20 protein-coding genes are annotated in these 20,824 nt (G+C 54.3%); 1 reads left to right on the top strand and 19 read right to left on the bottom strand.

The window, feature by feature from the left end; genetic code table 11:
* Positions 1–8: 8 nt before the first annotated feature.
* From spoVAD to E0E37_RS13205, 4 genes are all read right to left on the bottom strand, one after another.
* Positions 9–1,109, bottom strand: a complete 1,101-nt coding sequence (gene spoVAD / locus E0E37_RS13220; protein ID WP_130863486.1) for a stage V sporulation protein AD — start codon at positions 1,107–1,109, stop codon at positions 9–11.
* Positions 1,110–1,119: 10 nt separating this feature from the next.
* Complete coding sequence (gene spoVAC, locus E0E37_RS13215) at positions 1,120–1,659, bottom strand: stage V sporulation protein AC (RefSeq protein WP_330548584.1); 540 nt, start codon at positions 1,657–1,659, stop codon at positions 1,120–1,122.
* A 92-nt stretch (positions 1,660–1,751) separates the two neighbouring features.
* Complete coding sequence (locus E0E37_RS13210; protein WP_130863485.1) at positions 1,752–2,732, bottom strand: ornithine cyclodeaminase family protein; 981 nt, start codon at positions 2,730–2,732, stop codon at positions 1,752–1,754.
* A gap of 55 nt (positions 2,733–2,787) precedes the next feature.
* Complete coding sequence (locus E0E37_RS13205) at positions 2,788–3,753, bottom strand: threonine ammonia-lyase (protein WP_130863484.1); 966 nt, start codon at positions 3,751–3,753, stop codon at positions 2,788–2,790.
* Between the two features lie 293 nt (positions 3,754–4,046).
* On the opposite strand from E0E37_RS13205, the gene E0E37_RS13200 reads away from it, so the two are divergent.
* Positions 4,047–5,489 (top strand): aminotransferase-like domain-containing protein, encoded by a 1,443-nt coding sequence (locus E0E37_RS13200; protein WP_165445357.1) that lies wholly within the window; start codon positions 4,047–4,049, stop codon positions 5,487–5,489.
* 199 nt (positions 5,490–5,688) lie between these two features.
* Here E0E37_RS13200 and E0E37_RS13195 read toward each other — a convergent pair whose 3' ends face one another.
* The 15 genes from E0E37_RS13195 to E0E37_RS13125 all read right to left on the bottom strand — a co-directional run bounded on the left by E0E37_RS13195 (position 5,689) and on the right by E0E37_RS13125 (position 20,795).
* The gene (locus tag E0E37_RS13195) at positions 5,689–6,996 is read right to left on the bottom strand and encodes an electron transfer flavoprotein subunit alpha/FixB family protein (RefSeq protein ID WP_130863482.1); all 1,308 of its coding nucleotides are present in this window, start codon (positions 6,994–6,996) and stop codon (positions 5,689–5,691) included.
* 21 nt (positions 6,997–7,017) lie between these two features.
* Positions 7,018–7,818 (bottom strand): electron transfer flavoprotein subunit beta, encoded by an 801-nt coding sequence (gene etfB / locus E0E37_RS13190; protein ID WP_130863481.1) that lies wholly within the window; start codon positions 7,816–7,818, stop codon positions 7,018–7,020.
* A 20-nt stretch (positions 7,819–7,838) separates the two neighbouring features.
* Positions 7,839–8,978 (bottom strand): acyl-CoA dehydrogenase, encoded by a 1,140-nt coding sequence (locus tag E0E37_RS13185; RefSeq protein ID WP_130863480.1) that lies wholly within the window; start codon positions 8,976–8,978, stop codon positions 7,839–7,841.
* Between the two features lie 188 nt (positions 8,979–9,166).
* Positions 9,167–9,898: a sigma-70 family RNA polymerase sigma factor gene (locus E0E37_RS13180; protein WP_130863479.1), complete on the bottom strand. Its 732-nt coding sequence runs from the start codon at positions 9,896–9,898 to the stop codon at positions 9,167–9,169.
* Entirely contained in the window at positions 9,888–10,328 is a 441-nt protein-coding gene (gene spoIIAB / locus E0E37_RS13175; protein WP_130863478.1) for an anti-sigma F factor, read from the bottom strand. The genes E0E37_RS13180 and spoIIAB overlap by 11 nt, the downstream gene beginning before the upstream one ends.
* Before the next feature lie 11 nt (positions 10,329–10,339).
* A complete protein-coding gene (locus E0E37_RS13170; RefSeq protein WP_130863477.1) occupies positions 10,340–10,720 on the bottom strand; it encodes an STAS domain-containing protein in 381 nt (126 codons plus the stop codon).
* Positions 10,721–10,809: 89 nt separating this feature from the next.
* Positions 10,810–12,021 carry a tRNA uracil 4-sulfurtransferase ThiI gene (gene thiI / locus E0E37_RS13165; protein ID WP_130863476.1) on the bottom strand — a complete coding sequence of 404 codons (1,212 nt, stop codon included), beginning with the start codon at positions 12,019–12,021 and terminating at the stop codon, positions 10,810–10,812.
* Between the two features lie 81 nt (positions 12,022–12,102).
* Complete coding sequence (locus E0E37_RS13160) at positions 12,103–13,287, bottom strand: cysteine desulfurase family protein (RefSeq protein ID WP_130863475.1); 1,185 nt, start codon at positions 13,285–13,287, stop codon at positions 12,103–12,105.
* A gap of 17 nt (positions 13,288–13,304) precedes the next feature.
* Entirely contained in the window at positions 13,305–13,889 is a 585-nt protein-coding gene (locus E0E37_RS13155) for a GNAT family N-acetyltransferase (RefSeq protein WP_130863474.1), read from the bottom strand.
* Between the two features lie 274 nt (positions 13,890–14,163).
* On the bottom strand, positions 14,164–15,201 hold the full coding sequence (locus E0E37_RS13150; protein WP_130863473.1) for an ABC transporter ATP-binding protein: 1,038 nt from the start codon (positions 15,199–15,201) through the stop codon (positions 14,164–14,166).
* Positions 15,188–16,207: an ABC transporter ATP-binding protein gene (locus E0E37_RS13145; protein WP_130863472.1), complete on the bottom strand. Its 1,020-nt coding sequence runs from the start codon at positions 16,205–16,207 to the stop codon at positions 15,188–15,190. The genes E0E37_RS13150 and E0E37_RS13145 overlap by 14 nt, the downstream gene beginning before the upstream one ends.
* Before the next feature lie 26 nt (positions 16,208–16,233).
* Positions 16,234–17,127 carry an ABC transporter permease gene (locus E0E37_RS13140; protein ID WP_130863471.1) on the bottom strand — a complete coding sequence of 298 codons (894 nt, stop codon included), beginning with the start codon at positions 17,125–17,127 and terminating at the stop codon, positions 16,234–16,236.
* Positions 17,128–17,130: 3 nt separating this feature from the next.
* Positions 17,131–18,072, bottom strand: coding sequence for an ABC transporter permease (locus E0E37_RS13135; protein ID WP_130863470.1), 942 nt, complete (start codon positions 18,070–18,072; stop codon positions 17,131–17,133).
* A gap of 117 nt (positions 18,073–18,189) precedes the next feature.
* A complete protein-coding gene (locus E0E37_RS13130) occupies positions 18,190–19,809 on the bottom strand; it encodes an ABC transporter substrate-binding protein (protein WP_130863469.1) in 1,620 nt (539 codons plus the stop codon).
* Between the two features lie 44 nt (positions 19,810–19,853).
* Positions 19,854–20,795: a dimethylarginine dimethylaminohydrolase family protein gene (locus E0E37_RS13125; RefSeq protein WP_207302966.1), complete on the bottom strand. Its 942-nt coding sequence runs from the start codon at positions 20,793–20,795 to the stop codon at positions 19,854–19,856.
* Positions 20,796–20,824 lie beyond the last annotated feature (29 nt).

The raw sequence follows: 20,824 nt of genomic DNA, 5'->3' as shown, positions 1-20,824 counted from the left end.
AAGCCCTTCTACTCCGCGTGCAGGGCTACTGCGTGGGCAATGCCCGGAATGGATTCTCCCTGCTGCGAGCTGATCGTCGAGAGCAGCGCGCCTGTGGAGATCAAAAGCGCGTTTTTGATCGTTCCCTCGCGCATTTCCTTGAAGATCCTGCCCGCATACACTGACGCGGAACAGCCGCAGCCGCTTCCGCCGCTGTGGGTATCCTGTTCTTCGCCGAACAGCATGGCTCCGCAGTCATTGTAGACCGGATCCAGATCCATCCCCTTTTTCCGCAGCATGTCTACCGCGATCTTTTTGCCGATATGGCCCAGATCACCGGTCAGAATGACATCGTAAAAGGAAGGCTCCCTGTTGGTATCCTGCATATGCTGATAAATGGTGTCCACGGTGGCAGGGGCCATGGCCGCGCCCATCTGATTGGCGTCTTTGATCCCAGCATCTACGATCTTGCCGATGGTGGCGTGTGTGACGCAGATATTGCGCGCCTGCTTTCCTCCGATGAGCTGCTGGCCCTCCCTGGGACCGGAGGACAGGATCATGGCGCCGGAGGCCGTTGCCGTCCATTGGGCTGACGGCGGTCTCTGATTTCCGTGTTCAAGGGGCATGCGGAATTGTCGTTCCGCCGTACAATAATGGCTGGAGGCTGCGGCAACGATGTTGTCCGCGTAGCCTCCATCTATTAAAACAGACCCTAATGTCAGGGATTCTGTCATCGTGGAGCAGGCCCCGTACATCCCCAGAAAGGGGATCTCCAGATCCCGGGCCATAAACGACGAGGACATGAGCTGGTTGATCAGGTCGCCGCTCAGCATGGCGTCCATCTGATCCTTTGTCTTTCCCGAGTTATCCATCGCCATGGTGATAGCCTTCTTTAACATCTTGCTCTCCGATTTTTCCCATGTCTTTTCCCCGTAAGTATCGTCGTCGAGGATCAGATCGAACCACTGACTCAGCGGTCCCTGTCCTTCCTTCTCGCCGACCACGGCTGCGGCTCCGATGATATTGGGACGATTGTGAAATACAAAGGTCTGTTTCCCCGTCCTGTTGTCCGACCGCTTATTATTTGACTGTTTATTATTTGACTGCTTATTATTTGACTGCGCTGCCATGTTCCGCCTCCTATATAAAGTAATATACGATACCGATGATAACGGAAGCGGAGATCCCGCAGACCAGTACCGGTCCGGCCAGGCTGAACAGTTTCGCTCCCACGCCCAGCACGATACCTTCTTTTTTATATTCGATCGCCGGCGCCACCATGGAATTTGCAAATCCCGTGATGGGTATGATGGAGCCCGCTCCCGCGAACTTTCCGATCGTATCGTAGACGCCCAGACCTGTCAGCAGCTGGGCGGAACAAACCAGAATCACTGTGATCAGCGTACCTGCGTCCTTCTCATTCATACCCCTGTCCATGAAAAGTCCCTGGACATAGAACGCCGCCACACAGATCAGCCCTCCGACGATAAACGCCTTCAGGCAGTTTGAGAAATATTTCGGGCTGGGCGTGAACTGCTTGACATACTGTTCATACTCTTTGGCCTGCTTCTTTTTCTCTTCCTGTTTTCTCTGTTCTTTCTCCTTATCCTTCACTTCTACTCCCTCCATATCGTCATTTTCTTCGCTGATGATAGTATTTCCCGACCTCTGTGAAATCATGAATGGGCCGGACTTCCTTTTTTCTCCTGCAAAAAAAAACGGCCATGCCTGCAGCATGACCGTTTCCATATTTGCCTTTTGGTCGGAAATCTCTAGATTACATCGATACGACGGCCCACATTCTGACGCAGCGCCTTTCGGTAAAGAAACAGCGCTGAATTGATGTCCTGTACAGACATCCCTGTGGCGTCAAAGATCGTGATCTCTTCATCGCTTATTCGTCCTTTTTTTTCGCCGAGAAGGATCTCGCCGATCTCACCGTAAATTTCATTTTCTTCAAGATATCCTTTCCTAAACGCGTGCTGCGTTTCGCCGCGTTTCACACACTCCTCCCTGCTGTCGTTTACCACCTTTGCCCTTCGGAATATCTCAGGATCCAGTTCCTGTTTTCCTTCCATATCGCATCCGATCGCATTGATGTGAGTGCCTGGCTTTATCCATTCATCCATGACCAGCGCCTGTCTGCCGGCCGTGGCCGTCACGATGATATCCGCATCCTCCACGGCCTCTTTGACTGTTTGCTTTGCGGTAAATTCGATCCGTGGCAGCAGCGCAGACATCTCTTCTACATATGCTTCGCAGCGGCTTCTCCCGTAGACGCTGACCTCTTCCAGCGGGAAAAACTTTTCCAGGGCCCTGATCTGCATTCTCGCCTGGGCGCCTGTTCCGATCACGGCAGCCCTTCTGGAGTTCTTTCGCGCCAGGCAGATGGCCCCCAGGGCGCCTGCGGCCGCCGTTCGATAAGCCGTGATCAGCGTTCCGTCCATAACGCAGATAGGAACTCCGTTTTTCCCATCGAACAGACAGATCATCGCGATCGTGGAAGCAAGATCATATTTTTTTGGATTATCCCAGAATCCACCCGCCATCTTGAACCCAATGATCTCTTCCTGCCGGGAATAGCCTGTTTTGAAATCGACTTCTCCGCCGTTGTCCGTTTCAATGGACACGATGGGCGGCTGAGCGACCTTTCCCTGGCTGTACGCTTTAAAGCCCTCCCGCACTGCATCCACTATATCTTCGATCGAGATCAGTCCTTCGACCTCTTTTGCATTCAGCAATACTGTATCCATCTCACATTTTTCTCCTTTCCGAAGTCCGGACGTCTGCTCGCCTGCCAACTCGCTCTTATACGTACTTGTTTATGATCTCCTTCAGTGTCTTCATATCGCAGCTGCACCCCGTGAGCGCGATGCCGACTTTTTTTCCCTTTACGTCCAGCTTCCCTGAAAGAAGCGCGGCGATCCCCACGACGCCGGAACCTTCTACTACCTGATGGTGCTTATCCAGCATGAAGAAAATAGCCTCTGCTATGGGTTCCTCGTCAACGGCGATCATGTGGTCCACCACCGCGTTAAAGCCCTCTATCATTTCCGGTTCGATAATATCTCCCGGCAGTCCGTCCGCCAGAGAGTCTTCGATGCTGACTTTGACATATTTTTTATGCCGGAATGCCTCCACCCAGGGCTTGGATGTTTCCGTCTGGATGCCGATCACCCTGGTGTTGGGATTCATGGCCTTCACAGCAGTGCCCACGCCGGTCATCAGGCCTCCTCCTCCCACGGGCACCAGCACCATGTCCAGATCCGGGTGTTCCTCCATCATGTCAAAACCCAGCGTACCCTGCCCTGCCATGGTGTCGGGGTCGGCAAAGGCGTGGACAAAGGTCCTTCCCGTCTCTCTCTCGATCTCGTGAGCGACGGCCTCGCAGGCGTCGAAATCCCTGCCTGCCACTTTGACCGCCGCTCCATATCTCTTCGTCCGTTCGATCTTGGTGACAGGAGCATTCTCAGGAAGGACGATCAGAGCGTCTATCCCCATTTCCCTGGCCACATAACCGACGGCCTGTGAATGATTGCCGGAAGATGCGGCGATAATTCCCTTCTCCAGTTCCGTTTCGCTCAGAAGGGAGATCTTATTCGTTGCTCCGCGCAGCTTAAACGACCCCGATCTCTGCTGGAATTCCATCTTCAGATAGATTTCCGCATCGAACATTTCCGAGAGATCCTGCGAGTATTCGAAGGGTGTTTTTCTGATGATCCCATCCACTCTTTTTTTCGCTTCTAAAATGTCGTTAAAGGTTATTTTTCTCATTTCATTTCTCCTTTTTACATCGAATGAGCGAGTTCACCCATGATAACTTCCGTCTCACTCTTCCCATCCATAACGGCAGCGGCCGCCTGCACTGTTATGATTTTCTCTCAAACCGGCTTGTCAATCTGCATCATTCAGTGTTATCATTAAGTGAATTTTTTTCAGTTTACCACATTTACGGCGATTGTCTTCATCCAGAAAAAAATAGACCACCCAACCAGAAAATCAGAATGCCCATACGAATAACGGCTTTGGCATCGCCCATCCCAACCATAAATCATGAGAGGTACCCTGTGTTCAAGGACTGGAAACCCGATAAAATGAGTCCCACTCCCCTTTATGTACAGATCCGCGATTTCCTTCGCCATCAGATCGCTTCAGGTCAGCTTCCCATCGGCGCAAAGATTCCCACTCAGCGTCAGCTGGCCAGGCAGTTCGATGTAAACAGGAGCACGATCATTACAGCTCTGGACGAACTGATAGCGGAAGACCTGCTGGAAAGCAGAGGAAAATCCGGCACGTCGGTGAAAAACGACCACATATCCCGAAACGCGCCCCCGCCGCCTGACTGGGTCTCTTACATACAGGCCGGAAACTATCAGGCAAATAAAAACATCGTGCGCGCGATCAATTATTATGAGCATCAGGAAAACATGCTCTGTCTCAGCCGGCCGGAGATCGCTCCGGAACTCTTTCAGAAAGATGTGATGACGCTGATATCTGAAAGCTGCCTGACAGATGCGGAGAAACTGGGATATGAACATCAAAACGGCACCTGCTCCCTGCGCGTTGAACTCTGCAAATATCTGAAGAAGAGCGGCATTCGGGTCGTTCCCGATCAGCTTTTGATCGTATCCGGGGCGCTGCAGGCCATTTATCTGATCGCAGTAGGCCTTTTGCACAAAGGCTCCACCATTCTGACGGAAAATCCCTCCTGGATCTATTTCGTCAACATATTTCAATCCGCCGGCATGAAGCTCTACGGAGTTCCCATCGACGATCAGGGGATAAAACTGGACGTGTTGGAAAAGACGCATATTCAGACAAAAGCTTCGATTTTATATACGATCCCAAACATGCATAACCCTACTGGATCTGTAATGACTGAAGGAAAGAAAAAGGAATTGATGGCCCTGTGCCGGACCAGAAAACTGCCCATTATCGAGGATGATTCATACCGGGAGATCTATTTCGGCAGCGACGCGCCCCGGCCGTTAAAGGCTTACGACGACAACGATCTGGTACTATATATCGGAACCTGCTCCAAGGTGCTTTTTCCCGGCCTGCGGCTGGGCTGGATCGTGGGTCCCAAACAGGTGATCGATCGCCTTGCCGATATCAAAACGCAGGTCGACACCGGCGCCAGCACCTTGTCCCAGCTGGCTATGAGCGAACTGCTGCGCACGGGGCTTTACGAAACGCACCTGAGTTCCCTCCGCCGCGAAATGAAGATCCGGCGGGACTTTATGCTGGAGATACTGAACAAATACTTTACGGACATCGCCCGGTGGGACGCGCCTCAGGGGGGCATCTATATCTGGCTGCATATCACCCGGCCAGTTTCCATGACCAGGCTCTTTTATCGCTGTATCGAGCGCGGCGTCTTAGTCAACCCTGAGGCAGTCTATTCTACCCAGCCCGGCGATCATATCCGTCTTTCCTACGCGGGTCTCTCCCGGAAGAATATCGAAAAGGCCCTGAAGATCCTAGCGGATACCATACGCGAAAACCAGTGAAGCCGGCAGGCAAAACAGTCTTTCCGTCCAGAACCGCACATCAGCCAAAAAAATTCCCTGGGGCATCGAGAGATGCCCCAGGGAATTTTTATTCAGGCTGTTTTACAACCGCCTTTGATTCTATCTTGTTTTCATCGGCTGCCCGCTCTTTGCCGGACCGCGCCGGCATCAGCAGATGCAGCGCCCGTACCGCCGGTTTTTATTTGCCGGCCTGACGAGCGTCGAACAGCGCTTCCGCGTTCTCCCACTCTTCGATGATCTCAGGGATAACCTTGTACAGGTCGCCCACGATGCCGTAGTCGGCAACGCCGAAGATCGGAGCGTCGGGATCTTTGTTGATGGCAACGATGATCTCGGAATTCTGCATTCCGGCCAGGTGCTGGATGGCTCCGGAGATACCGCAGGCGAAGTAGATCTTCGGCTTAACGGTTGTTCCGGTCTGTCCGACCTGGTGAGAGTGATCGATCCAGCCGTTATCCACGCAGGCACGGGAGGAACCCACAACTCCGCCTACCTTGTCGGCGAACTTCTGGATCAGTTCGAAGCCTTCGGGACCGCCCAGACCACGTCCGCCGGAGCAGATGATGTCGGCGTCGGTCAGGGATACCATTTCCTTGGCAGCCTTTACGATCTCCACGATCTTGGTTCTGATATCGGATTCCGCCAGCTTAACATCGACCTTGATGATATCGCCGGTGGCCTGAGGATCTCTCTCTCTCTTGCTCATTACGCCGGGGCGTACGGTGGACATCTGCGGTCTCGTCTTCGGGCAGATGATGGTAGCCATCAGGTTTCCGCCGAAGGCCGGACGCGTCTGCTTCAGACCCTTATCATCGGACTCGGGATCCAGATCGGAAGTATCCAGCGTGGTGTTCTTCTTCGCATAGTCGATGTAGCTGGAAACTTTTACGTCCAGTCTGGTGCAGTCTGCGGTCAGACCGGTGTTCAGTCTGGCAGCCACACGGGGAGCCAGGTCGCGGCCGATGTGAGTCGCGCCGTAGATAACGATCTCCGGCTTGTACTCGTGGACCGCATCGGTGATCACCTTTGTGTAGCCGTCGGTGGTGAAGTTCTTCAGCAGCGGATCTTCCAGCAGGTAGACCGCGTCGGCTCCATACTCGAAGCACTCTTTGGCCAGGCCGTCGATGCCGTCTCCCACGAGAACAGCGCAGACCTTGCAGACGCTGGTATCTTCACTGATCTCTCTGGACAGTCTGTGACCTTCGCCGATCAGCTCTTTCGCCACGTTCATCAGCTTGCCGTCTCTCTGCTCAGCAAATACCCAAACGTCTTTGTAAGCGGACAGATCTACTTCCTCGTCGCTGCCGGTCTTCTCAAAGGCGTTGAACGGGCAGACCTTCAGGCAGGCGTTGCAGGCTGTACATTTCTCATTGATAAACGCCTTCTTCTCGGCGCTGTTGAACTCGATCGCATCAAACGGGCACTCAAATTTGTTGACACAAATTTGACATCCCCTGCAGGTTTCTTTATTAACAATGATTGCCATTTTATTACTCCTCCTTCTTCACTAGATCACGTGCTTGGACTTCAGGTTGATCAGAAGTTCCTTCGCCTGTTCTTTTACGCCGTCGGCTTCAATGATGATTCCCTTGCCCTTCGGCGCCGGAGTAAAGGAACGATATACGTTTGTCGGAGAAGCGTCCAGACCTACGGTATCCAGATCTACTTCCACATCCTTGGCGTTCCAGACCTTGATGTCGGCCTCGGAGCTGCAGGCGTGAACGATACCGCTGACGCTCATGTATCTGGGCGCGTTCAGTTCTTTGATCGCGGTCAGCATACAGGGGGTCTGGATCTTGATTTCTTCATATCCGTCTTCCAGAGATCTCTTGACGGTAATATCCTTCATGTTGTCGTCGATAGCGAACTCGGTTACATATGTAACCTGGGGTAAGTTCAGCTTTTCAGCGATCTGCGGACCGACCTGCGCGGTGTCTCCGTCGATAGCCTGACGTCCGGCGAAGATCAGGTCGTAGTGACCCATCTTTTTGATCGCTGCGGACAGCGCGTTGGAGGTGGCCCATGTGTCGGAACCGCCTACGGCTCTGTCAGACAGCAGTACGCCCTCGTCGGCTCCCATCGCCAGACACTCGATCAGCATATCTTTCGCCTGCGGAGGTCCCATGGTGACGACGGAGATGACCGTATCGGGATACTGGTCTTTGATCTTCAGGGCTTCTTCCAGTGCATTGGCGTCGTCCGGATTCAGAATGCTGGGAACACCTTCTCTGATGATGGTGTGCTTTACCGGATCGATCTTAACTTCACTTGTATCAGGAACTTGCTTTGCGCAAACAATAATTCTCATTCTAATTTCCTCCCTCTCACTTATTTAAACAGAGCGCCCGCGATTACCATCTTCTGAACTTCAGAAGTACCTTCGTAGATCTCGGTAATCTTGGCATCTCTCATCATACGCTCTACCGGATAATCCTTCGTGTAGCCGTATCCGCCGTGGAACTGTACGCACTTGGTGGTAACGTGCATCGCCGTCTCAGCAGCAAACAATTTCGCCATAGCAGCGTCAGGGCCATAGGGGAGGTGCTTATCCTTCTTGTTGGCTGCACTGTAAACCAGAAGTCTGGAGGCTTCAATTCTCGTTTTCAGATCAGCCATTTCGAACTGCAGAGCCTGGAATTTGGAAATGCTTCTTCCAAACTGCTTTCTGGCCTTCATGTAGTCTACCGTTACATCCAGCGCGCCCTGCGCGATGCCCAGAGCCTGGGAAGCGATACCGATACGTCCGCCGTCCAGCGTGGACATGGCGACTTTGAAGCCCTTTCCGACCTCGCCCAGCAGATTTTCCTTCGGAACCACGCAGTCCTCGAAGATCAGCTCAGTGGTGGAGGATCCGCAGATTCCCAACTTGTCCTCGGTCTTTCCGATGGAGAATCCCGGGAATCCCTTCTCTACGATGAAGGCGCTGATGCCGTGGTTGCCCTTGGACTTATCCGTCATCGCCATTACTACAAATACATCGGCATAACCACCGTTTGTGATGAACACCTTGCTTCCGTTCAGCAGCCAGTGATCTCCCATGTCGACCGCTTTTGTCTGCTGACCGCTGGCGTCGGTTCCTGCGTTGGGCTCGGTCAGACCGAAAGCGCCCAGTGTCTTTCCTGCCAGCAGATCGGGAAGATATTTTGCTTTCTGCTCTTCTGTACCATAGTTGAAGATCGGCCAGCAGCACAGAGAGGTGTGCGCGGACACGATAACACCCGTGGTAGCGCATACTCTTGACAGCTCTTCCACTGCGATCGCGTAAGAAATATGGTCGCTGCCCGCGCCGCCGTACTCTTTCGGGAACGGGATGCCCATGAGGCCGTACCTTGCCATTTTCTCAACGGTTTCCGTCGGGAATCTGTGCTCGGCGTCGACATCAGCGGCAAGAGGTTCCACTTCATTAACAGCAAACTCTCTTACCATCTTTCTTACAAACTCTTGTTCTTTCGTTAATTGAAAGTTCATGTTTATGCCTCCTTATTATGATTTAACAGGTTCACCTTTGTGACAGGTTGAGCGGCCGCCAACAAATTGTTATATTATTAACAGCACACAATATTAGTAAACTACATTTTGCGCCACTTTGCAAGATGTAGTTGCATTTTTCTTTGTTTTTTTTCGCTTTTCTCCTTTATTTCGTCACGGATCGACAATCATGGGATCATTTCTTCTCTCAGAGACGAAAGGACCTTCTTTTCCAGACGGGAAACCTGTACCTGGGATATGCCCAGGCGGTCCGCGATCTGCTGCTGAGTCATATCCTGGAAGTAGCGCAGCACAATGATCTGGCGCTCCCGCTCCCCCAGTCTGCCGATGACGGCCTTCAGATGGATCATGTCCACCTGCCGGTCCTCCTCCTCTTTATAGTTTCCGCTGCTGTGCTGGGCCGTCCGTTCCGGATCGTCCAGACTTTCCGGATTTCCCAGCGCGTCCGCCGCCTCCATCAGCGACACCACGTGCTCCACATCCGTTTTCATAAGCGCCGCCAGCTCGCTGACCTTGGGGTGTCGGCCCTCCCGCTGGCAAAATTCTTCCTGAGTCCGCTTCATGAGCCGTATGTCCTGCTTGACCTGTCTTCCCACCTTGATCCTTCCGTCGTCCCGCAGATACCGCTTGATCTCTCCCAGTATCATGGGCACCGCGTAGGTGGAAAACATCACGTTGTAGCCGGTGTCAAACCGCTCCACCGCCTTCAGCAGTCCGATAAATCCGATCTGCATGAGATCGTCCAGCTCATAGCCCGCCGAAGTAAACTTCAGAGCGATGCTTTTGACCAGACCCGTATTCTGACTGACCAGAAGTTCCTTGGCGTCTTCTTCTCCCGCCCTGGCTCTGGCGATCAGATCATATGTATCTTCTTTTCTCAGCGCCGCGCTATAACTCATAGGCCGAATCCAGCTGTTTCATCATGACCACCCGGGTCCCCTCTCCGGGTGCGGAAGTAACCTCCATGCGGTCCGTAAAGCTCTCCATGACCGTAAAGCCCATCCCCGACCGCTCTTCGTCGGCCTTGGACGTGTAAAGCGGCTCTCTGGCCTGCTCGATGTTTTCGATGCCCACGCCGTCGTCCGTGACGGAAAAGATCACCTTGCGGTCCTTCGTCAGCTTCACCTCCACCGTCACCCGTCCGGTCTCGTGGCCGTAGCCGTGGATGACCGCATTGCTCACCGCTTCCGACACGGCCGTTTTGATCTCTGTCAACTCCTCCACCGTGGGATCCAGCTGGGCGGCAAACGCGGCGACGGCAGCTCTTGCAAAGGCTTCGTTTTCCGATCTACTCAAAAATTCCAGCTTCATCTCGTTCAAATATTCCATACTGCGCCTCCTTATCCTTTCTGTATCTCAGTCTGCTCTTCTTCTCTGGTGATCTTTCTGCACTGTGCGATCGCCTCCTCTGCGGTCCGGCAGTAACCCGCTATGGTAAATATTCCCGCCATGGAAAGGATCCGCTCTACATACTCGCTGCAGTCCGTGACAAAAACCATACCGCCGTTTTCCCTCACTTTATTATATCGTCCCATGACCACGCCTATGCCGGCGCTGTCCATAAAACTTACTTTTTCAAAACAAAAAATCAGATGCCTTCCGCAGAACGCATCCAGTGTTTCGTCGATAGCAGAGCGCACCTCTGCCGCAGAGTGGTGATCCAGCTCTCCTTCCAGCCGGGCGATCAGTATATCATCCGTCATCTCATTCAAAATCCTCATAAAAATACCCCCTTCTCTAAAGATTATACCGCTGCGGGGCAGTCTTGTCCTTAAGAGATAAAGGGGGAATTTCTGTTCTTTTGTCGAGCCTAGTCCTCAGGATAGATGGTGACCGTTTCTCTGTTTTCCAGCGCCGCCCCGATCAGGGTTTCGCAGTCCAGCCTGCTCTCTGATTCCAGGATCCGCTGCAGCTTCGGCTTTGTGGCCGGATGCTTGGGCAGAAATACGGTGCAGCAGTCCTCATAGGGCAGGATCGACGTCTCGTAGGTGTCGATCTCTCTGGCGATCTTCATGATATCCACCTTGTCCATCGCGATGAGCGGCCGCATGACCGGCATCTGCACAGCCGCGTCGGTGACCACCAGCGCCTCGGCGGTCTGGCTGGCCACCTGACCCAGGTTTTCACCGGTGATGAGCATGAGACAGTCCGTCTCCTTGGCCACCCGCTCCGCGATCTTCATCATGAATCGCCGCACCAGGATCGTCGTCTCTTCCTCAGGACAGTTTCTGACGATCTCCTCCTGTATAGGGAGCAGATTGATGCTGTGGATCCGGATGCGGCCGCAGTACTGGGAAACGATCTTCGCCAGATCCTGCACTTTTTCCCAGGCCCGGTCGCTGGTGTAGGGATAGGAATGGAAATGCACGGCGTCGATCCACATGCCGCGCTTGGCCATCATAAACGCGGCCACCGGGCTGTCGATCCCTCCGGAAAGCAGCACGAGCCCCTTGCCGTTGGTGCCCAGAGGCAGGCCGCCGAAACCGGCCACCTTCTGCTCGTAGACATAGGCGAGACCTCTTCTCACCGACACGAAGAGAACGCAGTCCGGATGGTGAACGTCCACGGACAGCACTTTACATCCGATGAGCACCTTCGCTCCGATGATCCGCCCGATCTGCGGCGACTCCACAGGAAACTGTTTGTTGGCCCGCTTCGCATCTATTTTGAAGGTCTTCACGCCCTTTTCCTCGATGAGCTTCTGCATATACTCCACAGCGGCACGTCCGATCCGGTCCAGGATCGCTTCCGCGTCCCCCTCAGAAATATCGATCTCCACCGCCGGACTGATGGAATCCACGCCAAAAACCCGGCCCACGTTTTTCAGCACCAGATCTTTTGAAAGATCAGCCGGCGTCTTGACGAAGATCAAGCCCTCCACCCGCTTCACTTCGATCCCCTCAAATTTTTTCAGTACTTTTTTGATCCGCTCCACCAGCATGCGCTCAAAATACGGCTTATTCTGCCCCTTCAGCGCCACTTCTCCGCAGCGGACGATGTAAGTGTTTCTCTCTTCTGTCATCGAATTTGACATCCTTCCTTATGTGTGATTCCCCGTATTCTTACCCTGCGGCGTCCCTGCCCCGCAGACGAGTCTTCCGTCTTAACGCTTCTTTTTTCCGAATGCACTGCGGAGCTTCCGCTGGCTCTCCACCGCTGCAGCAAGCTCCTTTACCGCAAAATCGATCTGCTCCTCCGTGTTGTATTCCGACAGGCTGAAGCGCACCGCGCCCTCGATTGCTTCATCGGGAAGGCGGACTGCGGACAATACGTGGCTTCCCTTCTTGTGAGAGGAACACGCCGAGCCGGTGGACACGTAGATGTCCTTCTGTTCCAGCATGTGCAGGAGAACCTCGCCCCGGCAGCCGGAAAAACTCACATTCAGAATAGAGGGACTGCAGTCTTCTCCCAGGGGGCTGTTGACTCTCACGTCCGGCAGGCTGTCTTCGATGCCGGAAAGCAGACGGGCTTTCAGCTCCCGCAGCCTGGCGATCCTTTCCTCCCGGCCTTCGGCCGTGATCTCCGCCGCAAGCCCCAGCCCGGCGATGGCCGGCATGTTTTCCGTACCGGAACGAAACCCTTTTTCCTGGCCCCCTCCCCATACAAGGGACGGCATGTGGACTCCGCTGCGGATATAGAGCGCCCCGATCCCCTTCGGACCGTGGATCTTATGGCCGCTGACAGAAAGCATGTCCACCCCCCAGCGGTCCGTCTCAACCGGCCCTTTGCCGTAGGACTGCACCGCATCGGTGTGGAAGAGGATCCTGGTTCCCCAGCGCTTTTCCGCTTCCCGCTTCAGCTTTCCGATCTCTTCCAGCGGCTGCACCGTGCCCAGTTCATTGTTCACATGCATGACCGTGATGAGGATCACATCCTCCGTCAGCTCATCCTTCAGCTGCTGCAGATCGATCCTTCCTTCTCTGTCCACGCCCAGGTACACTACCTGCGCGCCCAGGCGCTCCAGCCGGCGGCAGGCCTCCAGAACGGCGGGATGCTCCACCGCGGAGGTCAGGATCTTTTTCCCCGCGCGCTTTCCCGCCTCCCAGGCCCCGAAGACAGCTGTGTTGTCTCCCTCCGTGCCCCCGGACGTAAAATAGATCTCGTTTTCCCCCACTCCCAGAGACAGCGCGGTCTGTTTCCTTGCAGATTTCAGCGCCTTCTCCGCCGTGACGCCCATGCGGTGCAGAGACGAGGGGTTTCCAAAGTCCTCCCTCATCATTTTCACCATGAGATCAGTCACGCAGTCGTGCTGTCTGGTGGTAGAACTGTTGTCCAGATATACAAACATATTGTCGCATTCCTCTTCTATTCTTTCTCATAAAACCGCTGCGCCGGATCCGCCGACGTCTGCGGCTCGATCAACCACGGGCGGCATTCTATGTACCGGCTCCGCTCCATTTCCAGTTCGATACAGTTCCACTCTTCGCCCAGAATGGAATAGGAGACCGTCTCCGTCTCCTGCGCTTCCCTGAATCCCAGAGCCGTATAGCACCGATGCGCATTTTCATTGTTTTCGAATACGCCCAGGGTCACTTTTTTTACCTTCAATATCCCGAAGGCATACTCCAGCGCCAGCGTGAGCATTTCCCGGCCATAGCCCATGCCCCTTCTGCTGTCGTCCACGATGACGAATCCGAAGCGGAGGACCATCTGCTCCTCGTCCGTAAACCGCATGATCATGTGGCCTGCAGGTCCGCTTTCATCAAAAGCCGTCATCTCGAAGAAGTTTCCGGCTTCCTCGTGTTCGGCGTAATACCGGTTGATATCCTCCGCCGCCACGGGATATTTTTCATACTGATCCGCACTCCACTTGCGGAAGGTGACTTCATCCTTGATCCATCGGACTATAGTCTCCGCATCACGGCGGTTGTAGGGACGCAGTCGCAGCATAGCTGACCTCCTCGATTTTAAACATTGACGTACCTGAATCTTTATTATACCTACAATTTGGACAAACCGCAAGATTTACCGCAATTCTTCTGCGACCTCCTGCGGCGTCGGGGAAACTCCGGCGAACTGGATCGGGGAGCTCCCCGGACCGTCCGCCGGATCTTTTCCCTGACCGCATGGAAAAGGCGCCGGTCTTCTGTGGACCGGCGCCTCCGAGCGTCGTACAGCGTCATATTAATTCATCTTCAGGGATGGGCACGGCCTCCCGTCCTTTCTACCTGCCGCCCGTCTCTCCGCCCGTATCACTGGTCTGTCCGCCGGGATTATTTCCGTTCACCAGAAAACAGGCTGTATAGTGTCCCGGACTGGTCTCCGTAAACTTCGGATTCTCCTGGGTGCACTGGGGCATGCAGTGTTCGCAGCGGGCCGCGAAACGGCAGCCCGGCTTGGGATCGATGGGACTCGATACCTCGCCCCTGATGATCTGAAACTCTTTGTCCCGGCTGTCCAGATTGGGTTCAGGGATGGCGGCCAGCAGCGCCTTGGTATACGGATGCAGCGGATTTCGGAACAGCTCCTCCGATTCCGCCAGCTCCACGCAGGTCCCCAGATACATTACCATGATGTGATTGGAGATGTGCTTGACCACAGACAGATCGTGGGTGACGAACATATATGCCAGATCCAGCTCGTCCTGCAGGTCCATCAGAAGATTCAGGATCTGGGCCTGAATGGATACGTCCAGAGCGGACACAGGTTCGTCGCAGACGATAAACCTGGGGTTCAGGGACAGGGCCCGTGCAATGCCGATGCGCTGCCGTCTCCCGCCGTCCAGCTCATGGGGGTAGGAGTTGGCGTAGCGCCGGGCAAGACCCACCAGGTCCATCAGCTCAATGGCGCGGTTCATGGTCTGCTGGTGGTTCGGAAATACTTTGTGGATCTGCATGTACTCAGAGATCGTATCCACCACCGACTTTCTGGGGTCGATGCAGGAATAGGGATCCTGAAATATGATCTGCATCTCTTTGCGCAGCGGACGCATCTTCCTCGTGTTCAGCTTCGTAATGTCCTGTCCGTCGTAGAGGATCTGCCCGCCCGTAGGTTCGATGAGCTTCAGAAGCGTGCGGCCCAGAGTGGACTTTCCGCAGCCCGATTCGCCCACCACGCCCAGCGTCTCGCCGGAATACAGCTTCAGGTTGATGGAATCCACGGCGTGCAGCATCCTTCCGCCGTTCACCTTAAAATATTTTTTTAAATCCCGCGTCTCGATCAAAGGGGTCCTGGCGGGGATATTATTTTCATTTGCTTTCATTTTCACTGCCTCCTGTTTTTAGATTCTCGCTGTCAAACAAATGGCAATAAAATTTATGTGTGCCCTCTGAATATACTTGCGGTTTCTCCTTTTTGCAGATCTCCATGCAGTGTTCGCACCGGGGCGCGAATTCACATCCCACAGGCAGGTTCGTGGGATCGGGCATCAGACCCGGAATCGGTTTCAGTCTGGTCGCCCGGGATGAAATATTGGGAATCGAATCAAAGAGGCCCACCGTATAGGGATGATGCTTCTCTCCCCGGAACAGGTCCTCCACCGTGCCGGACTCCACGATCTTTCCGGCATACATCACGCACACTTCGTCGCAGATCTGCGCCACGATCCCCAGATCGTGGGTGATCATCAGCATAGACGTACCCAGTCTTTCTCTCAGCTCCCGTATCATGGCCAGGACCTGGGCCTGTATGGTAACGTCCAGAGCCGTTGTAGGCTCGTCGGCGATGAGAAGCTCCGGCTCGCAGCAGAGCGCCATGGCGATCACCACTCTCTGCTTCATTCCACCGGAAAACTGATGGGGGTACTCCGCTTTTCGCGAAGGCATGATGCCGACCAGCTGAAGCATTTCGTCGATCCGCCCTTCGACTTCCTCATGGGACAGGTCATGATTGTGCAGCTTGATGGCCTCGCCGATCTGCTGTCCCACCGTGTACACCGGATTCAGGGAAGACATGGGATCCTGAAACACCATGGAGATCAGGTTCCCGCGGACCGCGCGCATCTCGTCCTCGGTTTTCGTGAGCAGATCCTCTCCGTCAAAACAGATCTTACCGCTTAAGATCCGCCCGGTGGCCTGGGGCAGCAGTCTGAGTATGGACAGAGCCGTGGTGGTCTTCCCCGCCCCTGTCTCGCCCACGAGCCCCAGCGTTTTTCCTTTTTCAATTTTGAGGCTGATTCCGTTTACCGCCTCCACCGTTTCGATGTCCGTCTTATATATGACTTTCAGATCCTGGATGTCCAGGATCAGCTTTTCGTCCTTTTCGCCCATAATGGTTCCTCCCTCTCCTGCGCTTATTATGATTTCAAGTGTGGATCCAGCGCGTCTCGCAGTCCGTCACCCACCAGATTGACAGAACAGGCGGTGATGATGATCGCTGCGGCTGGGAAAAACATCAGGTGCGGCGTATTTCTCATATACTCCCGGGCCTCCGACAGCATCTGTCCCCACTCAGGCTGCGGCGCCGGCATGCCCAGTCCCAAAAAGCTCAGCGTAGCTTCATACAGGATGATCTTGGCAATATTCAGCGTGGTGTTGACGATGATAACGCCCACCGCGTTGGGGATGATGTGTGAGAGAATGATCCGAAGTCCGTTGGCGCCGCCGGCTCTGGACGCCTCCACGTAGTCCTGCTCAGAAAGCGTCAGCACTTCGGACCGCACAAGTCTCACATAGTTTGTAAAATAAGCGAGAGTCAGCGCGACGATCAGATTGACAAAGTTGGCCCCCAGCGCGTACACCACGGCCATGGTGAACAAAATGTCCGGCACCGACATAAAAATGTCCAGGGAGCGCATGATCAGGCTGTCCGTCCTGCCTCCGAAATATCCGGCGACAGCGCCCAGCATACTTCCCACGATACAGGACGTTACCGTGGCGATCAGGGCGATGGCCACCGACGTCCTTCCGCCGTAAATGATACGGGCAAAAATGTCTCTGCCGTAGCCGTCGTTTCCAAAGATGTGCTCCGCAGAGGGCGTCGCCAGCATCAGCGAAAAATCCTGCGTGGTAGCGCTTTCATAGGATACGAACAGGGGCGCCAGAATCAGCACCGCCGCCATGGCGGCCATCATGATCAGGCCGATCATCGCTCCTTTGCTCTTTTTGTAACGTCTCCAGATCTCTTTCCATTTTCCCTGGCTCACATACCCGTCCAGGGTCTCCGCATTCACCTTATTCTTCTTGAACATGTCTTACCCCCTGGCTTTCGTATATTTGGCACGGATCCGCGGATCGATAAAGGCGTAAATGATATCCACGATGAGCATGACTACCGTAAAGCAGATGGAAATCAGGATGGTCCCTGCGATGATGATGGGCTCGTCCTTAAAAGTAATACGCTCCACGATGAGACTTCCGATCCCCTGTACCGAGAAGAGCTGTTCGGCTACCACAGCCCCGCAGAGGAGCATGCCCAGGCTCATGCCGATCTGAGTGATAACGGGAAGCAGGGCGTTCTTCAGAACGTGCTTCCAGATCACCGCGCTCTCCGGCGCGCCCTTGGCCCGCGCGGTGCGGACGTAATCCTGTCGTATGGCCTCCAGCATGGAGGACTTGGTAAATCGGAAGTTTTGCGCCGCCGTTGGTATCGAGATCGCCAGGGCCGGCATAATATAGCCTTTCCAGCTTTCCAGGCCGTAGGAGGGCAGCCAGTTGAGCTTTAATGAGAAGAAGTACAGCAGCACAAGTCCCAGTACAAAGGTAGGGACTGCGGCCAGGAAGAATGACACCAGAGATGGTATCGTATCCATCAGAGAATACTGTTTCACCGCGGAATAGATGCCCAGGGGGATCCCCAGCAGAGCTGAGATCACCACGCCGATAAATGCCAGCTTCAGCGTCACCATATAACGCGGCCAGATCTCCGCAAAGACGGACTGTTTCGTCACATAGGAAATCCCAAAATCATGATTGATGAACATATTATACAGGTAATTCAGGAACTTCTGAAAAAAGGGCAGGTCATATCCAAGGTTGTGATTGTACGCGTCGATGGCTTCCTGCGGCACTCCTGTGCCCAGGATCGCTCTGCCGGGGTCGCCCGGCGTGAGGTTCATGACGAAATAGATGATCAGAGTGACGCCGATAATGGTTGGAATGAGGAACAAGATTCTTTTGATAACATATTTATGCATTGTTACCCTCCAATTTATATGAAAGATTCCGATACCCTGCCCCCGGCCGGCGAGGGTGTGTGCGTGCTCGGCGGCCGGGGGCGGAACCAGGATATCGGAATTTTCATCCCTTCGATTTTATTCGGTCCAGCTAAAATCTGTAATGTGATAGAAGGATGGGTTGACGTCGCCTATGTCGATTCTGTCGGACCAGGCCACGCCCAGAGCGCTGTGGTACAGCGGCAGGATCGTCGCCGTCTCCATGGTCATATTCCAGAGCTCGGTATAGATATCGTACCGCTCTTTCTCGTCAGCCGTGGACACGCCCATGGTGATCAGCTCTTCCATACGCTGCCAGTTGAAGGGGCTGTTGTCCGCCTTGTAGCGGATGATGTACATACCCTTCGATTCGGAGTGAAGCTGCTGTCTGATATTGTTGTAGTCGTAGTTTCCGCTGTCATAGTAGATCGCGATATCATAATCCTGATCGTACATGCGCGCGGTGATCGGAGCAGATTCGCCCAGTTCTACCTGTGCTTTCATGCCGTTCTCCGCCAGACAGGCCTGCAGTACTACAGCGGCCTTGCCCTTCTCGGAAGTCTCGGTTCCATAGGTCAGAATGGTTCCCACATCGATGCCGGCTTTGATCTCGTCCTCTGTGTAGCCTGCGTCCAGAAGCGCCTGATGACAGGCGTCCTTGTCGTAGTCAAAGGTCTTGAATTTTCCGTCGGACACCTTCGGAGAAGTCGCTACGTACTCGGAAGGCATGTACTCGTAAGCCGGGGTTCCGTAATCGCTGGTGGCGGCCTTGATGATATTGGCCTTGTTCACCGCGTAGAAGATGGCTTCGCGTACCTTCTGGTTGCCCAGAATGTTGTTGTTGGTCGGCGACGCCCAGTTGATTCCCACGAACAGAACGTCGTTGTTCTTGATCAGCTCACAGTTGTCTCCCGCCGCTTTCTTAATATTATCCCAGTCGGAGAGCGGAACGTTGGTCAGATAATCCAGCTCGCCGTTTTCGTAGGCGATGACTGCTGCGGAATCCTCGGTGATCAGACGGTATTCCACGTTCTTGATATCCGGAGCTCCCTTCCAGTAGTTTTCATAAGCCTTCAATTTCAATCCTGCAGATACGTCGTATTCGGTGATGATGTAAGGACCGGTTCCTGCAGTGTGCGGCACGGTTCCGAACTCTACGCCGTTTGCCTTCGCTTCCTCATACTCTCTCTTGCTGTAGACTTTGATGGTCCAGAAGGTATGAGAGATCGCGGAGTACGGGTAATCCAGCGTAATGACCACGGTCTTGTCGTCCACAGCCTTTACGTTGTTGATCATGGAAGTAACGTAATCGAATCTGGGGTTTTCCATGGCAACTCCATAGCTGTAGGCCACGTCCTCAGCCGTCAGCGGGTCCCCGTTCTGGAAGGTGGCGTCCACCAGATCCACCGTATAGGTCAGCCCGTCTTCACTGACATCGATGTTCTTGGCCAGCAGATTGTAATATCCGCCGTGGGCCTCGTCCATGCCGTAAAGCCCTTCAAAGACCTGAACCCAGATGATCTGCGAGCTCTCGAACACCGCGCACTGCTGCCAGTCGGCGCTCTGAAGCGCCGTGCGCAGACGGATGCGCAGCGTCGAATCATCGGCGGTGCCGCCGCTTCCGGATCCGGAATCACCGCCTCCGCAGCCGGCGAATACCGTCAGCGCCATGGCAAGAACAAGGACAAGTGCCAAAAGCTTTTTCATGTTCTTTTTCATATTCTCCTCCTTTTTTATCTAACAGTGCCGATTCAGTTGCGAAATCAGCCCCTCTTTAAGAACGCGGTGCAGCAGTGGATCGCACCGAATCCTTTTAAGACCTCATCAAAGTCCACCGTAATGACGCGGATCCCGTTTTTCTCCAGGAGTTCCTGGCTTCTGGGATTTCCCGCAGGCATAACGATCAGTCCAGGTTCAATGGCGACGTAATTGATCGCCAGTCCCTCTTTCGCTTCTACGCGGGACGGGCACTCCAGGAGCTTGATCCCCTTCTTCTTCAGCGCATCGCAGATATCGTAGGGTACCTGAGACGCGTGGATCATCGCTACATCGTGACTTGCCATATTCAGAAGGCCGTCGATATGCGCGTGTCCATAGGGGATCTGCATGTGCAGAACATCGGTGACGCCCATGCGCTTCAGCTCCGCTTCGACCATCTCGTAGCCTTCCCGGTTTGTGCGCACGCCGGAAGCCAGAACTACAGTATGGCGGTCGATCCAAAGACCCATGGCTCCCTCGAAGGTGGCGCCGCCGCAGATCGTGCGGATGATGGGAACGCCCAGATCAGCCAGCTTCTTCGCTGCGTAGCGCTCTTCTCCGCGTCTGGCGTCCATGGCCGGCCGCGTCACGATGGCTCCCTCTGGAGTCATGAATACCAGATCCCTGCAGAACAAAGCGTTCGGGCGATCTCCCCGCTGTTCTTCGATGTAGTGGACCTGCACTCCGTGAGCCCTGTAGATATCCGTGAGCGCGTCGTGCTGCGCTCTGAACTTTTCAGGATCAATAGGCGCCTTAAAGCGCATGGCCTGCCAGTCAAAATTCTCGATCTCTTCTCCCGGCCGACGCATCAGAACCGCCCTCAGAGTATCGACTTCCGAGCATACGCCCCAGTCGCCCCACAGCTTGGTCATATCGTCGGTGATCGACGATTCATAGGGAAACCATCTTTCTCCGGCCAGCGCGTCAATGTCTCTTATTTCTGCCAACTTTATCTCCTCCTTGCAAATCGTACACA

The organism is Bacilliculturomica massiliensis, from assembly GCF_900605495.1.
Lineage (GTDB): Bacteria > Bacillota > Clostridia > Peptostreptococcales > Anaerovoracaceae > Bacilliculturomica > Bacilliculturomica massiliensis.
This window is presented reverse-complemented; position numbering and strand designations above follow the sequence as displayed.

Excerpts from the sequence above, each read along its gene's own strand:
- E0E37_RS13185 (WP_130863480.1), bottom strand. The coding sequence starts at position 8,978 with ATGAACTTTCAATTAACGAAAGAACAAGAGTTTGTAAGAAAGATGGTA.
- E0E37_RS13140 (WP_130863471.1), bottom strand. The coding sequence starts at position 17,127 with ATGTTCAAGAAGAATAAGGTGAATGCGGAGACCCTGGACGGGTATGTG.
- E0E37_RS13210 (WP_130863485.1), bottom strand. The coding sequence starts at position 2,732 with ATGGATACAGTATTGCTGAATGCAAAAGAGGTCGAAGGACTGATCTCG.
- E0E37_RS13180 (WP_130863479.1), bottom strand. The coding sequence starts at position 9,898 with ATGAGTTATAGCGCGGCGCTGAGAAAAGAAGATACATATGATCTGATC.
- E0E37_RS13170 (WP_130863477.1), bottom strand. The coding sequence starts at position 10,720 with ATGAGGATTTTGAATGAGATGACGGATGATATACTGATCGCCCGGCTG.
- E0E37_RS13160 (WP_130863475.1), bottom strand. The coding sequence starts at position 13,287 with ATGTTTGTATATCTGGACAACAGTTCTACCACCAGACAGCACGACTGC.
- spoVAC (WP_330548584.1), bottom strand. The coding sequence starts at position 1,659 with ATGATTTCACAGAGGTCGGGAAATACTATCATCAGCGAAGAAAATGAC.
- E0E37_RS13205 (WP_130863484.1), bottom strand. The coding sequence starts at position 3,753 with ATGAGAAAAATAACCTTTAACGACATTTTAGAAGCGAAAAAAAGAGTG.
- E0E37_RS13130 (WP_130863469.1), bottom strand. The coding sequence starts at position 19,809 with ATGAAAAAGAACATGAAAAAGCTTTTGGCACTTGTCCTTGTTCTTGCC.
- E0E37_RS13150 (WP_130863473.1), bottom strand. The coding sequence starts at position 15,201 with ATGAAAGCAAATGAAAATAATATCCCCGCCAGGACCCCTTTGATCGAG.
- E0E37_RS13135 (WP_130863470.1), bottom strand. The coding sequence starts at position 18,072 with ATGCATAAATATGTTATCAAAAGAATCTTGTTCCTCATTCCAACCATT.
- spoIIAB (WP_130863478.1), bottom strand. The coding sequence starts at position 10,328 with ATGGAATATTTGAACGAGATGAAGCTGGAATTTTTGAGTAGATCGGAA.
- E0E37_RS13195 (WP_130863482.1), bottom strand. The coding sequence starts at position 6,996 with ATGGCAATCATTGTTAATAAAGAAACCTGCAGGGGATGTCAAATTTGT.
- thiI (WP_130863476.1), bottom strand. The coding sequence starts at position 12,021 with ATGACAGAAGAGAGAAACACTTACATCGTCCGCTGCGGAGAAGTGGCG.
- E0E37_RS13145 (WP_130863472.1), bottom strand. The coding sequence starts at position 16,207 with ATGGGCGAAAAGGACGAAAAGCTGATCCTGGACATCCAGGATCTGAAA.
- etfB (WP_130863481.1), bottom strand. The coding sequence starts at position 7,818 with ATGAGAATTATTGTTTGCGCAAAGCAAGTTCCTGATACAAGTGAAGTT.
- spoVAD (WP_130863486.1), bottom strand. The coding sequence starts at position 1,109 with ATGGCAGCGCAGTCAAATAATAAGCAGTCAAATAATAAACAGTCAAAT.
- E0E37_RS13155 (WP_130863474.1), bottom strand. The coding sequence starts at position 13,889 with ATGCTGCGACTGCGTCCCTACAACCGCCGTGATGCGGAGACTATAGTC.